Below are 20,193 nucleotides of genomic sequence, written 5' to 3'. Positions count from 1 at the left end.
TTACTATCCCGGTTAATAGATGGGGTGGCTCGAAGGGGACCCGGGTTTCAGAATTTTCTTTTCCCCCATAGATATTTCACTCTCAAGCTTCTGGCGCACCCGTTCAAGGTGCTCCCGAAAGATGGGCAGGTTGGGATCCTTCAGTTTTTTGGCCCGTTCAATGGCTTCCATATAGTTCTTTTTCGCCATTTCAAGCTGTTCCAGGGCTTCCAGCCCTTCCCCGAGGCTGTCGTAGACGTTGGCGGATTCGGGGTAAAGCTCCACATTTCGCTTAAAGGTTGAGACAGCGTCCTCGATCCGGTCCATTTCCAGGAGGTAATATCCCATCAGATTGAGAACACCTTCCGGAATGGGAATTTCATACCCGAATTCTTTAGAGAGTTCTTGAAACTTTTTTTCGATCCCTTCCACACCCAGGTTGACCAGATCAGAGGTTATGGGCCATTTCTTGTATAAGTGACGAAGGCCGTTATAGACACTCTGGTGCACGACACTACCATGGTTTTCATTTTCAAAAAATTCTGAAACGTCTACAAGATCTGGAACTTTTGCTTCTTCCAGCGCCTGGATAAAGGATTTGACGCTCTGAACCACTTCCGGTTCCTCATTACCTGTAGAAATATAGAGAAAGCTCTCTCCCGGGGATTTCTTCTTTACAAAGACCTTCAGGTCATTCATGGTGGACTGGACATCGTAAACAAGCCACGGACTGATGGCAAAGGTGGCCTGAAAGAGGTTCGGGCGGCTCAGGAAGGCGTGAACGGCGAAGAGACCTCCGAGGGAATGGCCCACCAGGATTCGATAGGGTTGGGTCCTGAATTTCGACTCCACCATGGGAAAGAGTTCCTTTTCCATAAAATCCAGGAATTGATCGGCTCCGCCTCCGGTGGGAAGCTTTTCCACACGGGTGGGCGTAAAATCCCGCTTCCGGTCGGTATTGGAGATGGCCACGACGATCATGGGAGAAATCAGGCCATTCTTGGTGAAAAACTGGACCAGGCCGGAAATGTGATGGAAATGGGCCTCTCCATCCAGGAGGTAGAGCACGGGAAGGCGCACCTCAGGGTTTTCATACCCGAAAGGTGTATAAACCAGGATCGTTCTCTCTTCATTGAGTATTTTCGAGGAAATCGTATAGGCTTTGCCGATCACGATATCCTTCCCCGAATCCCCGGCCAGGAGAAGGGGGGTGGTGATGCCTGCCATCACCATCAGGATCAGGAATAACATGGGTAGATACCGTTTCATGGCGCGAACCTCCAAAATCGATTGGATTCTTCGATGATTATACGAAAAGTTGGCCTCCAGGTTATCGATCCACGACACAGCAACATCAATCACGATTTTCAATCATGCCATAGAGGGCCGCGATCTCTTTCTTCCACAGGGAATCGTCAATCGTTTCCAGAATCAGAGGGATCCCGTCGAGCCTGGGATCATTGACGACAAGACGGAAGGTTTCCCACCCCAACAGCCCCTCTCCCAGGCTGTGGTGGCGATCCTTTCGGCTTCCCAGTTCCACTTTGGAATCGTTCAGGTGCATACCGCGCAGGTAGGGTAATCCTACGATCCGATCAAAGGCCTCCATCGTGGTCCGATAGGCTTCAGGCGTTCGCAGGTCGTATCCCGCCCCGAAGAGATGGCAGGTATCGAGGCACACACCGACGCGGCTCTTATCCTCCACCTGCTCGATGATCTCCGCCAGGTGCTCAAACCGGTATCCGATGTACCCTCCCTGACCTGCCGTTCCTTCAAGAACGGCGGTTACGCCCCGGGTCTTTTCCAGAGCCCCGTTGATCGATTCGGCAATCGTTGACATGCACTGCTCTTCCGAGATCTCATTCTTGTGGCTGCCTGGATGAAAGTTCAGCATCGTGAGGCCCAGCAGCTCGCAGCGTTTCATCTCATCCAGGAATGCATCTCTGGATTGTTTCAATCCATCTGGATCGGGATTTCCCAGATTGATCAGATAGCTGTCGTGGGGAAGAATATGCTCCGCCGTATACCCGAGTTCACGGCAGTGATTCCGGAAGGATTCGATTTCGTCATCGGTCAGGGGCTTTGCCGTCCATTGCCGCTGATTCTTTGTGAAAAGTGCAAAGGCCCTGGCCCCAATGGCGTGGGCGTTGAGAGGAGCATTCTGCACACCTCCCGCAGCTGAAACATGGGCTCCGATGTACTTCATCTACTTTGTGTAGTGGGCAATAACCCGGCGGACTGCTTCTTCACAGGCAGCACAGAAAGGCTTGGCCCCCTTTGTGAACATCAGGCAATCGATTTCGGATCGATAGAGACCCTCGGAGCTGTAACCTGCCCCCTCATAGGCGCCCACCACTCCCACGTACTTGCTGGAGGCAAGGAATTGATCAGCTTTTTCGGCGTTTTCCCTGGAGAGCCGTTCCGATTTTTCTTTTACGGCCTGAATCTCTCCCTCAGGTGCGCCTTCCCGTTTCATACGGGCCAGGGTTTCATTAATTTCCTGCCGTATTTTCTGGTAGGCCGTATCCATCGCGTCAAACTCCGTTTTTTCCCAGGGCGTGGGGATTGGCGTCCCGGGCTTGACAAGATGGCTCCATTTCACATGGGCCGGATCCAGCAGTGCCGTAATGTTGGGCTCCGTCGGCTCCACCCCCTTCGGGTAGAACTCGTTGTAGGCGGTGGACGAAGTGTAATACTCATCGGCGAGACCGGAAAAGGAATGGCCAAATTCATGAAGAAGGAGATACGGGAACCACTGGTTGTCCGAAGTAAAGGTGCAGTAGAAGTTATAGATGCCTCCGCCGCCGTACCGGTCGGAATTAACCATGATGAAGAGCGTATCGTAGGGTACGTGGGCGGCAATGTCTCTCAGTGCTCTATTATCTTCGGTAAGGAGGTACCGTTCCGAACCGAGGGAATCGAACGTCGTGCCAACAGCGGTAGCCCGGTAGGAGCCATAGCTTGGTTCGTCACACCCGCTCTGGGCGGACGGGAAAAAGACCCCGAGAATATTGAAGTCCTTCGTCTGGCTCTTGTAGGGTTCCATGGAGAAAAGGGTTTCACGGAATCGATCGAGGTCCTTTTTCACTTTGGCCGCTTCTCCCGCTGTGTACCCTTCCGCGACGACGGCAATGTCGACTTTTACGTGGGGATCCCCGCTGACATGGACGGGAAAAACCGTCACACCGTCGAGGAGGGGATCCCGATTGACAGTGTAGGCGTCCGGGTCGATGACGGATTGAAAGATCCGGTGGAGAATCTTGGTTTTTGTCTCCCTCGATTCAAGTGTAACGAGTACTTTGTGTCGGGGAAAGGGGATGAGAGCCGATTCGTGGTAGGTTCGCTTGATTCCCTTTCCGGCCTCTTCCGTCGTCTGGTACTCACCGAAATAGCTGTCAAAACCCCGTGAATAGAGGAGAGTCGTTCCGGCTTCATCGTACACCTTTACGTAGTAACGCCCATTGTCAAACGTGTCTTCCAGCTGAGTCACACTTCCCGCCCACGTTCCCTGACGATAGATCCGGTCCACGGTGACAATTTCCTCCTGGCTGTCCCCGATGTGGAAATAGTCAATCCGCATCGTTTCATCCAGAAAGTGCTCGTCAAAGGTCGGGGCAGCAAAGAGACCGAGGGTAACAACCATTGAAATCAGGAAAACGGGATAGCGAGACATGGGAACCTCCGGAATTGGGATGGCAAATCTATTGTAGCCTATTCGGAGAACCTGAAATCGGGGAACAAGATTTCGCCCTGTGCGTATAGACGACAGGAGGTAAAAACATGAGTCTGATTGGAAACATTCTCTGGCTGATCCTCGGGGGATTTATTATCTTTCTGGAATATATGCTTGGCGGCTTTCTTCTCTGCCTGACCATCATCGGAATTCCCTTCGGGATCCAGTGCTGGAAGATGGGAATTCTGGCCCTCTGGCCCTTCGGACGGGATGTCGTTCAGAAGGAACGGGTCAGCGGATGTCTTGGTCTGATCATGAACCTGCTGTGGATTTTTCTGGGTGGTTTCTGGATCGTCGTGACCCACCTCATGTTCGCCCTCCTCTGTGCCGTTACGATTATCGGAATCCCATTCGCCATCCAGCACCTGAAGCTTGCCCACCTTGCCCTTGTTCCGTTTGGCAGGGAAATCCGCTGATTCCCTTCCCGTGGATACCTTTCAGGCTTCCTCTGCCTTAATGATGGCATCCGTGGGACAGGCATCCACGCACCTGGGCGCCGCGGCATACCCTTTACATTCGACACAGATGGCCGGGTCAATGAGGTAGATCGGATCCCCCTCAGAAATCGCGTCCACGGGACACTCGGGGAGACAGGCCCCACAGGCGAGGCAGTCGTCGGTAATTTTCATGGCCATGGCATTCACCTCTTTTACTTAGCAGTCCTACATATATAAAAACGCAGAATTGCTTTCTTTAATTTCAAACTCACGTCCTATGAGGAATTTGCCGAATGATGGCAACCGCCCTGTGAGGAATATTTTCCTCAATTCTTGTATTATTAGAGACATCAATCTAATCTCTGGAGGTACGCGATGCGCAGATTTACCACTGGTCTGGTTGCGATTCTGGCTCTCATCGCTCTCGTTTCCTGCTCCAACCTCAGTGACGTAGAAAAAGCCAAAGCCGAAGGCAAGGGTGAAAGTGAAATTTACCCGGTGACCGTGGATCAGGCCTGGGAGATTTCCCTGAAGGTTCTCCGCTGGGAAGGCTCCGACGCCATTGAAGAGCACAAGAGTGAAGGATACATGCTGACGTCCACCGGGATGAACCTGGTCTCGTATGGAGCCGTGATGGGTGTCTGGGTTGAGAAGGTGGACAAAACCTCAACGAAGGTGACCTTTGTAACCAAGCGTCGTCTGAAAACCGATGTCTTCACGACCACAACCCATAAGCGGTTTCACGAACTGTTCGCAAAAGCCGTACAGCTGGTCAAAGACGGCCAGCCCCTTCCGCTGAAGGCTCCGAACTGATCGAATTCTCTTACCGAAAATAATAACGCCCTCCATGAGTAGTGGAGGGCGTTATTTTTTCTCTTTCTCTCGAATCAGCCGATTTCCACCCCGGTCCCCTGCTCGGGGACATGGTCGACATCCCGGGGAACCCGGTAGAGGTTGTCGTTCTCGATCAGGTAATAGAACTGCTTCCGGAAGTCTTCCAGCGTCATCTTGGCCGTGGCGGCCAGCTTGGCGAGCTGGTGAGGATCGTCAAAGTCATCCCGGGTGAGCCGCAGCATGTAGAGCCGCCCGATCGTGTAGTACTCGGAGTTAACATTGACCATACGGACCTTCATCCTGCCCGTCTCGGGGCTGACGATGTCCTTGAATTTCAGGGGAATGAAATTACCCCCCTGAATGGAAACAACGGCGGCGTTTCCGTCATTGAGGATGTAGTTCGCCGCGCAGTATCCCAGGTCACGTGTATAGGCCATGTCAAAGGGGATCGGGTCGGCACAGCGCAGTTCATATCCGATATTCTTAGCGATGATCGTGGCCTTAATCCCGAATTCCGCTAATCGCTCCTGAACCCGCATCTTCAGAATCTCTCCAAAGTTGACCTCCGCGAGACGGATGTGATCGTGGGCATCCCGCTCCACATTCAGAAGGACCTCCAGGTCTCTCTCGTCCATATGCTCCACGAGACCCTCCGCCAGAATGGCCACGCCATCCGGACGGCCATAGGAAAGCCGCTTGATAATCGACCCGACAAGGATGTCGACGATATGGCCAATCCGGATCTTTTCTTCGGGAAATTCTTCAGGGATCACCGTAACCGTCGACCCAGCCGCCTTTCCAATACCCAGCGCCAGATGGCCGGCCTTCCGTCCCATGGAAACGACAAAATACCAGCGGGAGGTTGTGTGGGCATCCACCATGAGGTTCTTGATGATCTCCACACCGATGTGGCGGGCGGTCTGGTAACCGAAGGTACTGTATCCCTGGGGCAGATCGAGATCGTTGTCGATGGTCTTGGGAACGTGGACCACCCGGATCCGCCCGTTGGAGATCTCCTCCAGTTTCATGGCACTGAAGGCGGTGTCGTCCCCCCCGATCGTAATCAGCTTATCCACATTGAGACGCAGAAGAGACGTCACGGCAACTTCCAGATGTTTTGGATCTTTCGTCGGGTTATCGCGGGAGATGCCGATAAAGGAACCGCCACGAAAATGGATCCGGCTCACATCCTCAATGGAAAGCGAGTGAACATGAGAGATATCACCCCGCATGATCCATTTGAAACCATCCCGAATTCCAAGGACTTCGGCACCTTCCAGAATCGAGCGGATGGTGGCGGCTCCGATCACGGAGTTGATGCCCGGGGCAGGACCTCCCCCGACAAGAATGGCAAGTTTTTTCTGTGTGATGACCATCGTCATCCGCCTCCTTTCCCCTGAGAGGGGGAAATCATCTTATGCCAGGTGCCTCCGGATGTCAATCAAGAACGGACGACTCTTTTCCCCGCCAGGAATACGATGGCGACCATGGCTCCTGTTCCAAGAAGGAGAGAAAATCCCACGGGCATCCCGAGACCGACGGGCAGGGTCCCTGTAAGGATCCCCACAAACCCGGCCGCCAGGGCATAGGGAAGCTGTGTTCGAACGTGGTCGACATGGTCTGAACCGGACGCCATGGAGGACATGATTGTGGTATCGGAGATCGGAGAACAGTGGTCTCCAAAAATGGAGCCTGCAAGAACCGAACCTACGCCAGCAAGGAGAAGGGCATTGGACCCTGATGCGTTGGATAGAGGAATGGCAATGGGCATCAGGATGGCCATCGTTCCCCAGGAAGTCCCTGTGGCAAAGGAAATCGCTGAAGCAGAAAGGAAGATGACTGTGGGCACCAGGGAAGGGAGGAGGAAGTTTCGGGTAAACCCCACGATCACTTCCGCCGTGTGAAGATCCTGACATACGGCATTGATTCCCCATGCAAGGACCAGCACGACCATCGCCAGAAGCATGGCCTTAAATCCTTCCATGGTTGCCTGAACGGTTTTGACAACCGTGAGCCTCTTTGTGGAAACGGAGAGCAGGAACGCGGTGATCAGCCCCAGAAGAGAGGCATAGAGCAGAACCTGGAAACTGTCCGCAGCCATGATGACCGACCGAAGGGAGGTAGAATCCCCGGGGGCCAGGTGCTTTAGCCCGTTGGCGTAGAGGCCTCCAAAGGTAAAGAGGATTACAACGAGAATCGGAATGACGGCAAGGAGCCAGTGAGCAGGGTTTTCCTCCTCCGTCTCCAGGTCCGAGAGAGGTTCGGCTCCCGGTCGCAGGACAAGGCCTTCCTCCTCCGCTCTCCTCTCCGCCTTGAGCATGGGACCAAAATCCCTTCCCGACGCCGCCACAAGAATCCCCATCAGGAGAGCCAGGAGCGGGTAAAAGCGATACGGAATGGACTCAATAAAAAATAGATAGGCATTCTGATCGATTCCCGAAGCCGTAAAGCCATCCGCAATGAGAGACACTTCATATCCGATCCAAGTGGAAATCACAGCAAGGGAAGCCACGGGCGCCGCCGTGGAATCGACAATGTAGGCAAGCTTTTCCCTTGAGACTTTGAGCCGGTCCGTAAGAGGCCTCATCGTGTGACCGACAATCAGGGTATTGGCATAGTCATCGAAGAAGATAAAGAAACCCATGAGCCATGTAACGACCTGGGCGCTCCTCCTCCCCCGGGCATACCGGAGGAGGAAGGCCACAATTCCGGCCGATCCCCCGCTTCGGGAAATGATACCGACCATTCCGCCGAGCATCATGGAAAAGATGACGATGGCGGCATGGTCCGGTTCGGCAAGGCCACCGCGGATGTATCGATCCGCCATCATGGCCGCCGCAGAAAAGGGATTGAACCCGACCAGAAGCAGAGCCCCGGAAAAGACACCCAGGGTGAGGGCAATCAGAACCTCTTTGAAAACCAGTGCCAGGATAATGGCCAGCAGGGGTGGCAAAATGGCGAACCAGGAGGGCATGACAAGGATGGAGGCCTCCTCCATTCCGGCTGTGAGGACATGGCGGCCTGAGTCAAGATTCTCAAGAGAGAAGGTTGCCACACCCTCCCGGGTCTGAACAGGCTCAAGAACGATCCCGTCCAGCGTAACGGCGGTTAATCCTTCATCGATTCCCGATACCGTGATCGAAACGGGATACCCCGCGATCGCACCCCGGGGAGCATCAATCCCCGCCTGAAGAAATGAAACCGAAAGAAACGAAACCAGAACGAGGAACGGGACCCTCACGAAATCTCAGCCGGCGATTCCCAGCTTTTCCCGGATCTTTCCCTCGATCTCATTTGCGATTTCGGGGGTTTCCTGGAGAAAACTCTTCACATTTTCCCGACCCTGACCCAGCCGGGTCTGGCCGTACGAGAACCACGATCCCGATTTTTCCACGATGCCGTGCTGGACTCCCAGATCGATCAGCTCACCCGTGTGAGAAATTCCCACGCCATAATCGATGTCAAACTCGCATTCCTGAAACGGGGCAGCAAGCTTGTTTTTCACGACCTTGACCCTGGTTCGGCTTCCGGTAACCCTGTCTCCATCCTTCAACGTAGCGATCCGGCGGATATCCACACGGATCGAAGCGTAGAATTTCAGGGCTCTCCCACCTGTGGTGACTTCCGGATTTCCAAACATAACTCCGATCTTTTCTCTCACCTGATTGATAAAAATTACGCAGGTCTTTGATTTTGAGACAATACCGGCCAGCTTCCGCATGGCCTGGGACATCAGACGGGCCTGAAGGCCGACCTGGGCATCTCCCATTTCACCCTGGAGCTCGGCTCTGGGCACCAGGGCGGCTACCGAATCGACAACGATGACATCCACGGCTCCCGAACGGATGAGCTGTTCGGTGATCTCGAGGGCCTGTTCTCCGTAATCGGGCTGCGATACAAGGAGATCATCCGTGATCACACCAAGGTTCTTCGCATATTTTGCATCCAGAGCATGCTCCGCATCCACAAAGGCGGCATAGCCACCCGTTTTTTGCGCCTGGGCGATCACATGAAGAGCCAGCGTGGTCTTTCCCGACATTTCCGGACCATAAATCTCCACGACTCTGCCCCGGGGCATTCCCCCGATTCCAAGCGCGAAATCGAGGCTGATGGATCCGGTCTTGACAATCTCAATGTCGATATCGGGCTTCTCCCCGAGCCGCATCACGGCTCCCTTTCCGAACTGACGCTCAATCTGCGTCAACGCGGTTTTGATGGCACGATCTTTATTCTCATTCGGTTCGGACATGGTAAACTCCTTTTCATGAAATGTACGGGAGAAGGGGAGCACACACGTACAGGTAGGATACGTCGAAGGCTCCCCGGTGTCAAGGAGACCGGATGAACGAATGGGTCCCGGTTTTGAAGGCCTCAGGACTTGAGATCCGGGAAAATGTTCCCCTCTCGACGTGCACGACGATGGGTGTCGGGGGCCCGGCTCGATGGATCCTATCCCCGACCTGTCGGCGGAATGCAGAAACCATGATGTCAGCCCTGACCCGGCATAAAATTCCATGGATGGTGCTGGGGAAGGGAGCCAATACAATCTTTTCCGATGAAGGCTTTCCGGGTGCAATTATCCGTTTGAAGGGCCTACTGGAGAAGTTTCGATTCCAGGGAAATTCGGTGGTCGCCGGAGGCGGCGTCATCCTGCATCGCATGGTCTGCAGTGCGGTGGAACGGGGGCTGGGGGGGCTGGAACGGCTGGCAGGCTTTCCGTCCACGGTAGGGGGCGCCGTCATGATGAACGCGGGATGTTATGGTCAATCGATTGAAGCGGCCTTCGATCACGCCATTTTGATTACACCCGAAGGCGCAAGCCGGACCCTGTTGAGATCGGAGGCCGGATTCGAATATCGTACCTCTTCTTTTTCAGAACGGGGAATCATCGCATACACCGTATTTCAGTTTGGCGCTCAACCTGTCTCAACACTTCGTGCTTCGATGGAGGAAGTTCTCGCCCGGAGGAAAGAGAGCCTTCCCCCGGGACGTCACGCAGGTTCCGTCTTTAAGAATCCTCCAGGGCATAAGGCATGGGAACTCATCCGCGCCTGCGGGCTCGCCGGCCTTCGGGAAGGAATGGCGGAAATCTCCACGGTCCATTCCAATGTCATCCTGAACCGTGGTAGTGCATCTGCTACGGATATTTTTACTCTGGCCCGGAGAATGATTTCCGAAGTCCGGGACCGATTCGGGGTCGTATTAGAACCCGAAGTGAAATTTATCGGTTTTCCCCCCCTGGTCTAATCCCGATCTTTCTCAAAAAAACCCTTTCCGTCAGGATCAATTCCACTTTTCTTCAAAATGACACGGGCTTCCGCTTCGTGCTTTCCGAAGTGCTTTGAGGTTACGATGATGAAGAGTCCCCGACCCTCTGCAAAAAGCGTTCCGTCCGGCCCTTCCAGCCTTGCCTGGGTCCAGACCTTTCTTTCCTTGACATTTCTTACCCACGCGGACCATTGTACGGTTTCTCCCAGGGGAAGCGGTCGGTGAAAATCGGCAATGACCCTTGCCGCCAGAACGGGATACCCCGCAGCCCAGGCTGAGGCCCCCATGAGCTCGTCAAACAGGGCGGCGATACTCCCTCCGTGGGCATGGCCGGGAGGGCCTTCTGCGCCGGCCCCAAAGACACATTTCCCAACCAGGGCACGATCTTCGTCCCGGACAAACCACTTGATTTTCACAATATCTGCAGTCTGGATTGCCCGGATATAAGGCCTCGCTCCTCCAACAGACCGCCGGTTTCGGAGGGGGGACCATCCGGGCTCGGCCCGGCCGAGGTCTCCCCCTCTCCGATTCGTTTGCAATTTCTTTTCTTTACTCATGCAGCAATCCTACTCCGTTACCCTTCCATTGTGAATAGGGTACCTATTGCGGCGGTCTCCCCCTTCCAAGGGAGGTGTAGAAACGTCCGCCAATCAGAGCCGGATCGTCCTCATACCCCAGGACTTTGAAATCCAGGAATCTCGGGAGATTCGGATAGACGCGGCGCATATGCTCCGGCTGTGCCATTCCCCTGGCCCGGCTGTGACACCGTGTGCAGGTCACGGCAGGGGTAGCATGACAATCGGTGCATCCCAGAGCCTGCTTGGCCGGAACCACCTCGTGGTGAAGAGAGGTATACATGCGGGTTTCCACAAAGTCGTAGGATCCGCTGAAGGTAAGTCCTGCTGCTTCCATTCCCTCCTTCAGCGCCTGGTTCCAGTCAAAGTGCTCCCAGTACCCGTTGAAAAGTTTGGGTACGGCAAGAATTTTATTTTCCACGTCGTACGGCTGGATCGTTGTGTGGATTTTGAAGGGGTAGATCCTGGAGTGAGGATCCTGGCGCTCACCCAGCGGCGTATTCAATTCCACCACACGGCGCGGATTGATTTTTTCTCCGGGTGTGTGAATTTCGTGGTCGTGATTGTACCAGCGATATTGCGGAACCAGATCCTTTTTCCAGCGCATCTCTCCGAACTTTTTATCGTAGGTGGGTTGTCCATATTCCATCTTGATGGAACTTCGATCCTGTCCCGCCTTGGAGTAGTCAAGAAATACTCTTGTTGGAAGATCCTTGGCCACATAGGGTATATGGCAGGTTTCACAGGACACGGCCTTTACATGGTCGTCGAGGTGGCGTCCCAGGATCCCGGTAATACGATGGGGCTCCTCACCGTGACACACTTCGCAGAAAACCATGCCCTCCACGGCCGGTGCGCTCATGGAAGATCCTGCAATACGGTGGCTTTCTGTCTTATGGCAATCCTGGCAGAGCATATCGTACCGGCCCATGTGAATATCGAAGTCATCGGGCGGATCAACAAGAATCGGTTCCAGGTCACCATGTTTGTAATTCGGACCGTTCCCGCTGTAGAAATGGCATAATCCGCAGGTTTTTCGGGAAGGCCGTCCTACGGAATACGCAACCTCGGTGAGATCGACCGATGCATCGGGCATACCGCCTGAAGCCGGATCTTTGGCGTACTTTCCGGTAGTATCATGGCAGACAAGACAATCAATCCTGGAGGGATCGTCAAAATTGAAGCTTTCATCCACCCAGCCATATCCGATATGGCAGGTGGCGCAAACCTGGAAATTGGGACTCACGCCGATACAGTAATTATTAAGAACGGTGGCTTTCCCGAGATTGGTGCTGTGCTTGTGCCCCTTGACGGTGGGAGAATGACCTCCCCATCGCCAGTGAGCCGTCTTCAGAATATCCTGACCGGTGGATTCATGACACTGCAGACACGCAGCCGTCACTGCGAAGGGACCCGTCCCGGCCTGAACTTCCACCAGCCCCCGGTGGTCCGGAGTATAGGGATGGTGACAGGTAATACAGTCCGTCGGAATATACTCCACGTTGGGATGGTCCTCGTGACAGCCGATGCACTGGCGGTGGTAGGCACCTTTGAGACCCAGCCGGTTTGGATCGTCTTCCTCGTTGGGAACCCAGTGGCAGGTGGCACATTTCAGAATGGAAATCGAAGACATATCATGACATCCGGAACAGGGTCCGCTCAGGGTCACATCGAAGCTTTCATGGAGCTCTTTGATGTCTTCTCCGACACGGTCCGATTCGTCAAAAGAGAAGCGATGGTGGCAGACGCCACAGTCCCCGTCGGTGTACGCATCGTGGGATCGATGGGTAAACTTGACGGGTTCGTAAAAGTCAGTCTTGGAGTTTAAGAGATCGTTGTTCAGGATATAGAGGTTCTTGTACCCTTCCGGTCGGAAGGCATGTTGAGTAGGCGGCGTGGGCTCGGGTGCATGTTTTACCGGTACGACCCGGTTTGCCCACTTAAAGGCACTGATCTCTCCCGCCACGGCTTCCTTGTGGACAAGGGCGTAGAGCAGAACGAACGTCAGCAATAGACCCACTGCAGCCGCACGGATGACCCATGCCCAGGTAGAGGAGAGGGCGGGTTCCAGCTCAGTTACTCTGCGCTCTGCCGTTGATGTATGAATTCCTGGAAGGATCGGAAAGAATGCGACAAAAAATCGATAGAGAAGCATCAGAAGACAGATAATGGCAACGGTGACCGCGATCTCTCCGATGGCAGGGAAATAGGATGATGTGGCGTAGGGCGGGTTGAATCCAACGAGGTAGACATTGATCCGGTTCAGGACTACCCCGAGAATCACGCAGAAGGAGCCGAAAAAGAGCCAACCCGGTGAACGGCGAAGAGTTTTGCTGGACAGGAGCAGGAAGGGAAGAATAATTCCCACACCCACCTCAATCGTGAAGGCCGTGGCCGGTCCTGGACAGCTTAAGAAACAGAGATCAGCCCGGCGCAGATAAAGATCCAGAAATTTAACGAAAGCATAGACCCCGATGAACCAGGGAATGTACCTGGCTAGTGGGCTTAAAAGATCCATCTCGGGCTCACGGCGAAAGCTCCGGCTGGCCAGGAGGGATTCAAAGACCACCATGGGGAAACCAACCATGACGGCGGATAACAGGAAAAGAAGAGGAAGAAGAGGCGTATACCAGAGTGGGTTCAACTTCGTCGGCACCAGGACCATGATGGTTCCCAGGGAGGACTGGTGCATACAGGAGAGCACCACACCAGCGATGATAAAGAGGGGCAATGCCGTTTTGGTTGCGCTGTGTGCCCACATAATGGGGCGCTCCAGCTTCGTAAGGATAGCAGCGCCCCAGCCGTCTTCATCGATCCACCGTTTTAGTCCTTCGAGAATCGATGGAGCCATCTCGAAAGTCAGGACCGTGAGGTAGCCCATCACACACATAGCCACTTCAAAGAGGGCTGAGTTACCCTGCCAGTTGAAGGCGGGTCGCCAGATGTTCCAGTAACGGCCGAGGTCGAATGTCAGCCCGAAGGCAACCATCGCATAACCCAACCATGCTGTGAGGATGGCGGGACGAACCAGCGGGTGAAATTTCTTTCCCCCAAAAATTTCCGCGATAGCCGCCGTTGTAAATCCTCCCGCAGCCAGTGCGACTCCGCAGGCGACATCGATGGCAATCCAGATGCCCCATGGATAATAGTTGGAAAGGTTGGTGAGCGGTTCCAGACCGGTGAGAAACCTGGCCAGACCAAAGGCAAACCCCACACCCATGAGGCCCAGAAGAATAAAGGTACCGGTAGAAAAAAACTTGATTCTCTGCGGGACGGGGGTATGGGGACTCACTGGTCACCTCCTCTCTCACCGCGATCTTCCGATGTTTCATGTGTTTCCGTACGGGGAGGTTCTCCCTGAACCTGATCCTTCCGGCTGTTCAGCCACATGATCCCTCCGAGAAGTCCATAAAAGGCCACGGGAAGAATGCCGTATTTAAAGATCGTATGCTGGATGTGTTCCGTGGTCCTTGGAGGTGCGGCTTCCGGCAGGGAAAGAAGGGATATCTCCTCCAGGGGGCGGCCTATCAGGTACATCCAGCTGGTTCCCCCGACCTCATGTTCCCCGTAAATGTGATCAAGATAGCGGTCGGGACGAATTTTGATCCTATCCTTTGCAAGTTTCAGGAGAGACTCCCGTTTTCCGAAAACTATGGCCTCAACCGGGCACGCAGCTGCACAGGCCGGGTTGGCTCCCGTTCCCTTTTCCCGATCCGCGCAGAACTCACATTTACGAACACGAGGCGTAAGGACACGATCGTACTCGTACGCCGGGATCTGAAAGGGGCATGCAACCATGCAGTACCGGCACCCGAGACAGATGGTCGGATTGTAGACAACGGCACCGTCCTTGGCCCGGGTCAGAGCACCGTCAATGCAGGCGGAGACACAGGCCGGATCGATACAGTGCATGCACTGAAACTTGGCGTAAGTGGATTCTCTTTCCTCCTGGTCCGGCGACGGTGATCCGGGAAATTCATTGACCACTGTAAATGCCCCTTCGACAGGCCGGCGAAAGGTGCGCAGGACGCTACGATCCTTGAAGCTTTTCTCCGGTTTTGGAAGCTTGTTTCTCCGGTTGCACGCTTCCTCACACTGCCGGCATCCGATGCAGAGTGTCGTGTCAACAAGGCACCCGACCTGATTTTCATTTGCAGGTTTTTCGTGGGTTTCCGCTTCGGACCCGGAGCTGGCGGCGAGCGCAGCTCCACCTCCCGAGGCAACGAGAGCCTGTAAAAACTTTCGTCGATCCATTATTCCCCCCTATATTTACCCCCCTGAATTTCAGGGGGGAATTCATACACATATTCCCTGAATCCTGGCCCTCTATTCGGTACCCGGCGGGTGTAAATTATGAATCCTCGGAATCGCCCTCCCCGGATCGTTCCTTTTTCACATTCAACTCACTGGGCTCAGCCTGCATGATCATAATGGCCCGTTCATCGAAATGGTGTTCGGCTTCTTCATCGGTGATATAGCCCGTAAGCCATGATGTGCTCATGGGATATTCCGCCGGATGAAAAACAGTGTGAAAACCATGCCAGATGATGATGGCCAGGGTGGCCAGAAGCGCCTCATAGTAATGGATTACACGGGCAACATTAATAATCCAGGATGGCCAGGAACCAGGCAGCGTATTGGGAAACCACAGAATGAATCCGGTCACGACCATGATCAACGTTCCCCAGACAAGCGCCCAGAATTCAAACTTCTCAGCATAGTTGAATACCGCATAACGCGGGCGCTTTTCTTCCGTCCCCATGTAGTACTTCATCGTTTGAACCGTATCCTTCAAATCACGCTTTTGGGGAAGAAGTTCACGGAAGATGATTCGCCCGCGTCGGCCAAAGGCCATGTAGATGGCAAAAAATACGAAATCAAGCGTCATGATAAAGGCCGCCATTCTGTGAATGAAGGCCCGGATGGGCTCGGTCATCCCGATGGAAAAGAGCCATTTCACCCAGAAAGCTTCCGGAAATTTGAGAGCAAACCCTGTAAAGGCCAGCGTTGTGAAGGTAAGGAATAGGATAAAGTGACTGAAGATCTCAAAATTCGTCATTCGACGAATGTGTTTACGCTTTTTCTGTTCCCGGTTTTTCTCCCGCACGGCCCACAACCAGATGATGGAATTGTGGCCTAACATGATTAGAATCGATATGACGATAATAATGATGTAGAGGATCTTGATAATATTTTCAAAGTACTGCCCACCAGTCTCGAGGGCTTTCTTGTGAGTAAAGCTCATGGCGAAGGTCGGCGTAACCTGGCCATGGCACTTTCCGCATGCCGCACCCCGGTTGGAGAGATGCATGCGGGAGCTGGGGTGATCTGAGGGCAGAGAGTGGTGCGGATCGTGGCAGTCGGCGCAGGTTGCGCTGGCGCCCGCCGTCCCTCGCTGGGTGAGACCGTGGAAATCCTTCATATAACTTTCCACCGGGGAGGTATCCAGCCCATAGCGAGCCATCATTCGATCGTTCCCGTGGCACCAGATGCAGACCTGGGTGGCGGCCCAGTTCTTCGCATCCCCGACCCGTTCCCGGAGGGAGGCCATATCATGATCTCCATGACAGGTGATGCAGTTGGGCACTTCGTTGTTACCATGTTCCAGCGTTTGTCCATGGGCTCCCGCGATAAAGGAAAGTGCCTCGTTGGGATGACATTTCTGGCAGACGAAGGCAACCCCGGTCCTGGAAACGGTAGAATCCTGCTCGGCGGAAGACAGGATGGAATGGTGCCCGTGGCAATCAGTACAGGAGGCACCGTTTTTTCCACGCTGAATGGCTTCCCAGTGTACGGAAGATTTATACCGCTCAATAAGTTGACGCTTGGTGATCCCTTCCTGGAGGTTCAACTCCTCCTGTCCGTGGCAGCGGCCGCAGGTATCGGGCTGGTTCTGCTTGGACATTCTGGAATCGGGTGAGCTCATGGGCATAATATCATGACCCCCATGGCATCCGGAACAGAAGGGAGCCATAGTGTTCCCTTCTTCAACGGCCCGTCCGTGAACATCCTTTAAGTGGTACATCTCCATAACATCGGAGTGGCATTCCGGGCAGCCCAGCTTCATCGGCTGTTTGGTATGGGGGACTTCATCAAAGTTTGCGGGTCCAAGATGGCAATCGGTACACGAGAGATCTTCGTGTACGCTTCCAAAGAGTGCATCCTCCGGAACCAGGAGGTTTAACGATTTTCCCCGTTCAGTAACGCCTTCGAGTCCTTCCATTGCGTGACATGCAAGGCATTCTTCGTTGTTCGGAAGGGCCATGGATGGAACGACCACGGCAAACATCAATAGACAGAGCAAAAAAACAAAAAGGTTGCGAAAGGTTGACATGGCACTCCTCAGAAAACGTCTTGGTTTGAGATAAAATCTCAATTATTACTTCGTCATTTTCTTCACAAAGTAACAGAGAATCTACAATTCTGTCAATAATATCACCGTATTGCTATTTGGACAATTTTTCTCATCTTCATAATGAAAATGACTCTCATTACCCATATCTTCCAATATTCATGTTTCATATAACTTTTCAAGGACAGGAAAAGGCCCGAATGGGATAACTCCATTCGGGCCACATTCTCGCACCGTACAAACGTAGCTCTTACCGATAGGCAAAGAGCATCGCGTAAATGATCAGCAGGACGATCGAGAAACCGAGAATCAGAGCGATCCAGCCGAACGTTCGCGCGAATCGAATCCGGGTCTGCGAAAGAGGGCCCACGAGGTGCTTTTCCAGTTCCCCTTTTTCCATCAGGTCCCGGTACTCATCGGGTCGATCATGCTGAAGCTCATCCACGCTCATCCGCCCCGTAAAAATCACAGTATCCATGGGGAACTTTTCCGGACGGAGATGCGTGTTGAAAAAGTGAACCGTAAAGATGAAACCCGTGGCGAGGAGGGCTTCGTCACTGTGGATGATGGTTGCGACATTGATCAACCATCCGGGAAAGATCAACGTAAACTGTTCCGAAAACCAGAGGAAGAGCCCGGTAGACCCGATGATAAAGATGCCCCAGAACACGGCAAAGTAGTCAAACTTTTCCCAGTAGGTCCAGCGTCCGTAATCGGGCCGCTGGCCAAGTCCCAGAAACCACTTCATCGTGGCAAAAAATTCTTTAACGTCTCTCCATGTGGGAAGCATCGTCGCCGAACCGAACAGAAGAGCCTTCCAGCTTCCGAATTCTCTCTTCTTGCGGCGGAAAAGGTCGGTAAGGTGGGTGATAAAGACGCCAAACATCAGGATAGCCGCTATTCGGTGAATAATACCGGCTCCCTGAAAACCTCCCAGAAAGTTTGAGATCATACCGGCCCAGACCGTATAGGAAAACTTGAGTGTCATTCCGGTAATGGCAAGACTGATAAAGCTGATGATCATGAGTATATGGAGCGTGGAGTTAAGGGTGGTAAAGCGTCGAAAATACTTTGTTTCGCCATCAGCCGTTTCTCTTTGCTTAAGCTGACGCCTCATCTGCACGGCCCTGGGGATCCAGAGCAGCGTGTGGAGGCCGCTCAGCGTAAAGACACTGACAAGGAGAATGGTCATGAACCAGAAGGAGTAAAAAAGGTAGGGATATTTCCCGGGATCATGGTGCGTCGCGTGGGTCAGATAGCCTGCAAACTTCCGGTTGGCTCCCGGATGACATTTCTGACATGTGGCCACCACGTTGTCCCGGCTCAGATGGGATCTGGGATCCGATGGGGGAAGAATGTCATGGGAGCCGTGACAGTCGTAACACTTTGCCGTTTTGGTTCCCCCCAGCCGGGATACTTTTCCGTGATAGGTATCAAAGTAACTTTCGGCGATCTTTTCGTGACAGTGTCCGCACTGATCCATGATATGAAGCTTAAAGTCTTTCTGGTCCGCACGGATAATGGAATGGGCCGAGTGACATGTTTTACAGGTCGGCTTCTTTTTTTCCGGATCCCGGGAAGGCTTGACATGGATGCTGGTAACAAACTGTTCGTAGATCCCCCTGTGGCACTTGGCACAGGTTTTGGCAATATTTACATCGTTCACACTGGAATTGGGATCTTTCGAAGGAAGGGTGAGGTGAGCCGTGTGACAATCCGTGCACATCGCAGTAACGACAAGACCGCTCTTCAACAGGCCTTTGCCGTGAATGCTCTGTGTATAGTGCCGAATGATGTCCCTCTGATCTCCCTTATAGCGGTTTGCGGCTTTTTCCCCTTCCCGGTGGCATCGTGCACAGAGTTCGGGGACCTTGGTGGGAAAGGTCGGAGATGCCGGGTCTTCTTTTCCCATCACACCATGAGTTCCGTGGCACTCGACACAAATGGGAGCGTTTGGATCTCCCTTAGCCGCCAGCGAGCCATGAACGCTCATCTGATAGTTCTGGCCAATTTCCGCGTGGCAGGAACTGCAATTGACCTTGTTCTTGATTGTCTCACAGGGTCGTGTATGCGAAGCGTTCACTTCCGAATGGCACTGGCTGCAGTGAACGTTGGCATGACGGGACTGCAGAATTTCCCCGTACTCTACGAAGAGTGACCTTCCATCCTTCGATGATCGTAAATCGGTCTTTCCATGACAGACTAAACAGTCCTTATCCGCCATCCCCTGGTCGTAAAAGACCCGCCGGGCCTCGTGGGGCTGGTGACAATCGACACAGGCCGGAAGAACGTTGGCTTCCTTTTCCCAGAGCTTACCCTGAATGATTTTCCGGTGAACATCTTCGATTCGTGCATGACACGTCGTACAGGTTTTTGCGATATTTCTTCTACCGATCGAAGATTTGGGGTCGGTATGGGGCAGGATGTGGTGCGCCGTATGGCAGGATGTACATGTGGCTGAAACGACCAGGCCCTTTTTAAACAAACCTTCTCCATGGATGGAGAGGGAGTAGTTCTGAAGAATGTGATCCTGGTGAATATTGCGCTGAGCCTGAACCGGAGCCCCTTCTTTATGACATTTCCCACAGAGAAAGGGAATATTCAGAGGTGTGACGGGAGAGGAGGGATCTGACCTGGGAATGACATAGTGGGACCCATGGCAGGTGACACATCGGGGAGCCAGGGGATCTCCCCGCTTTGCCGCTTTCCCATGGAGGCTCTCACCCTGTTTTCGAGCGACATCATCGTGACACATGCCGCAGTCCACTGGTTCCACGGGAATATCGTGGGGAAGATCAACACCATCCAGATCGATATGGCAATCCGTACAACCCAGCTTTCCATGTGCCGAGTTTACAAACTTCTTATCCTGGATGAAGGCCGGGTCCTTTACGGAAAAAGAATCCTTGTCTCCGTGACAGGCCAGGCACTCTTCTCGATCTCCAGCCATCAAAGATCCCGTGAGGACAAGTGGAATGAACATTACCAGAAGGATACAGACAACCCTTTTCATAC

General features: G+C 53.5%; 15 protein-coding genes. 3 read left to right on the top strand and 12 right to left on the bottom strand.

All coding sequences use genetic code 11. The features are described from left to right. Positions 1-12: 12 nt before the first annotated feature. From PLD04_00710 to PLD04_00700, 3 genes are all read right to left on the bottom strand, one after another. The gene (locus tag PLD04_00710) at positions 13-1,248 is read right to left on the bottom strand and encodes an alpha/beta hydrolase-fold protein (GenBank protein ID HXK66837.1); all 1,236 of its coding nucleotides are present in this window, start codon (positions 1,246-1,248) and stop codon (positions 13-15) included. 85 nt (positions 1,249-1,333) lie between these two features. Beyond that, positions 1,334-2,185 carry a deoxyribonuclease IV gene (nfo, locus tag PLD04_00705; protein ID HXK66836.1) on the bottom strand — a complete coding sequence of 284 codons (852 nt, stop codon included), beginning with the start codon at positions 2,183-2,185 and terminating at the stop codon, positions 1,334-1,336. Beyond that, positions 2,186-3,652, bottom strand: a complete 1,467-nt coding sequence (locus PLD04_00700; GenBank protein ID HXK66835.1) for a M64 family metallopeptidase — start codon at positions 3,650-3,652, stop codon at positions 2,186-2,188. It abuts the gene before it with no gap. 107 nt (positions 3,653-3,759) lie between these two features. Between PLD04_00700 and PLD04_00695 the strand changes: the two genes are divergently transcribed. After that, on the top strand, positions 3,760-4,128 hold the full coding sequence (locus PLD04_00695) for a YccF domain-containing protein (GenBank protein HXK66834.1): 369 nt from the start codon (positions 3,760-3,762) through the stop codon (positions 4,126-4,128). Positions 4,129-4,149: 21 nt separating this feature from the next. Here the strand turns inward: PLD04_00695 and PLD04_00690 are convergent, their stop codons facing one another. Continuing rightward, positions 4,150-4,347 (bottom strand): 4Fe-4S binding protein, encoded by a 198-nt coding sequence (locus PLD04_00690; protein HXK66833.1) that lies wholly within the window; start codon positions 4,345-4,347, stop codon positions 4,150-4,152. Between the two features lie 177 nt (positions 4,348-4,524). On the opposite strand from PLD04_00690, the gene PLD04_00685 reads away from it, so the two are divergent. Further along, complete coding sequence (locus PLD04_00685; protein ID HXK66832.1) at positions 4,525-4,962, top strand: hypothetical protein; 438 nt, start codon at positions 4,525-4,527, stop codon at positions 4,960-4,962. A 74-nt stretch (positions 4,963-5,036) separates the two neighbouring features. Here the strand turns inward: PLD04_00685 and pfp are convergent, their stop codons facing one another. The 3 genes from pfp to recA all read right to left on the bottom strand — a co-directional run bounded on the left by pfp (position 5,037) and on the right by recA (position 9,232). Beyond that, the gene (pfp, locus tag PLD04_00680; protein HXK66831.1) at positions 5,037-6,359 is read right to left on the bottom strand and encodes a diphosphate--fructose-6-phosphate 1-phosphotransferase; all 1,323 of its coding nucleotides are present in this window, start codon (positions 6,357-6,359) and stop codon (positions 5,037-5,039) included. A 65-nt stretch (positions 6,360-6,424) separates the two neighbouring features. Beyond that, on the bottom strand, positions 6,425-8,224 hold the full coding sequence (locus tag PLD04_00675) for a Na+/H+ antiporter NhaC family protein (GenBank protein HXK66830.1): 1,800 nt from the start codon (positions 8,222-8,224) through the stop codon (positions 6,425-6,427). 6 nt (positions 8,225-8,230) lie between these two features. Beyond that, complete coding sequence (gene recA, locus PLD04_00670; GenBank protein ID HXK66829.1) at positions 8,231-9,232, bottom strand: recombinase RecA; 1,002 nt, start codon at positions 9,230-9,232, stop codon at positions 8,231-8,233. A 92-nt stretch (positions 9,233-9,324) separates the two neighbouring features. On the opposite strand from recA, the gene murB reads away from it, so the two are divergent. Then, the gene (gene murB / locus PLD04_00665; protein HXK66828.1) at positions 9,325-10,230 is read left to right on the top strand and encodes a UDP-N-acetylmuramate dehydrogenase; all 906 of its coding nucleotides are present in this window, start codon (positions 9,325-9,327) and stop codon (positions 10,228-10,230) included. Here the strand turns inward: murB and PLD04_00660 are convergent. The 5 genes from PLD04_00660 to PLD04_00640 all read right to left on the bottom strand — a co-directional run bounded on the left by PLD04_00660 (position 10,227) and on the right by PLD04_00640 (position 20,191). After that, the gene (locus PLD04_00660; GenBank protein ID HXK66827.1) at positions 10,227-10,808 is read right to left on the bottom strand and encodes a PaaI family thioesterase; all 582 of its coding nucleotides are present in this window, start codon (positions 10,806-10,808) and stop codon (positions 10,227-10,229) included. The genes murB and PLD04_00660 overlap by 4 nt on opposite strands. 43 nt (positions 10,809-10,851) lie before the next feature. Beyond that, positions 10,852-14,118: a Ni/Fe-hydrogenase cytochrome b subunit gene (hybB, locus tag PLD04_00655; GenBank protein ID HXK66826.1), complete on the bottom strand. Its 3,267-nt coding sequence runs from the start codon at positions 14,116-14,118 to the stop codon at positions 10,852-10,854. Then, complete coding sequence (hybA, locus tag PLD04_00650) at positions 14,115-15,080, bottom strand: hydrogenase 2 operon protein HybA (protein ID HXK66825.1); 966 nt, start codon at positions 15,078-15,080, stop codon at positions 14,115-14,117. The genes hybB and hybA overlap by 4 nt, the downstream gene beginning before the upstream one ends. A gap of 97 nt (positions 15,081-15,177) precedes the next feature. After that, positions 15,178-17,160, bottom strand: coding sequence for a cytochrome c3 family protein (locus PLD04_00645; protein ID HXK66824.1), 1,983 nt, complete (start codon positions 17,158-17,160; stop codon positions 15,178-15,180). Between the two features lie 268 nt (positions 17,161-17,428). Next, positions 17,429-20,191, bottom strand: coding sequence for a hypothetical protein (locus tag PLD04_00640; GenBank protein HXK66823.1), 2,763 nt, complete (start codon positions 20,189-20,191; stop codon positions 17,429-17,431). Positions 20,192-20,193 lie beyond the last annotated feature (2 nt).

This window comes from Thermoanaerobaculia bacterium (genome assembly GCA_035593605.1).
In the GTDB taxonomy this organism is placed as follows: Bacteria; Acidobacteriota; Thermoanaerobaculia; order UBA2201; family DAOSWS01; genus DAOSWS01.
This window is presented reverse-complemented; position numbering and strand designations above follow the sequence as displayed.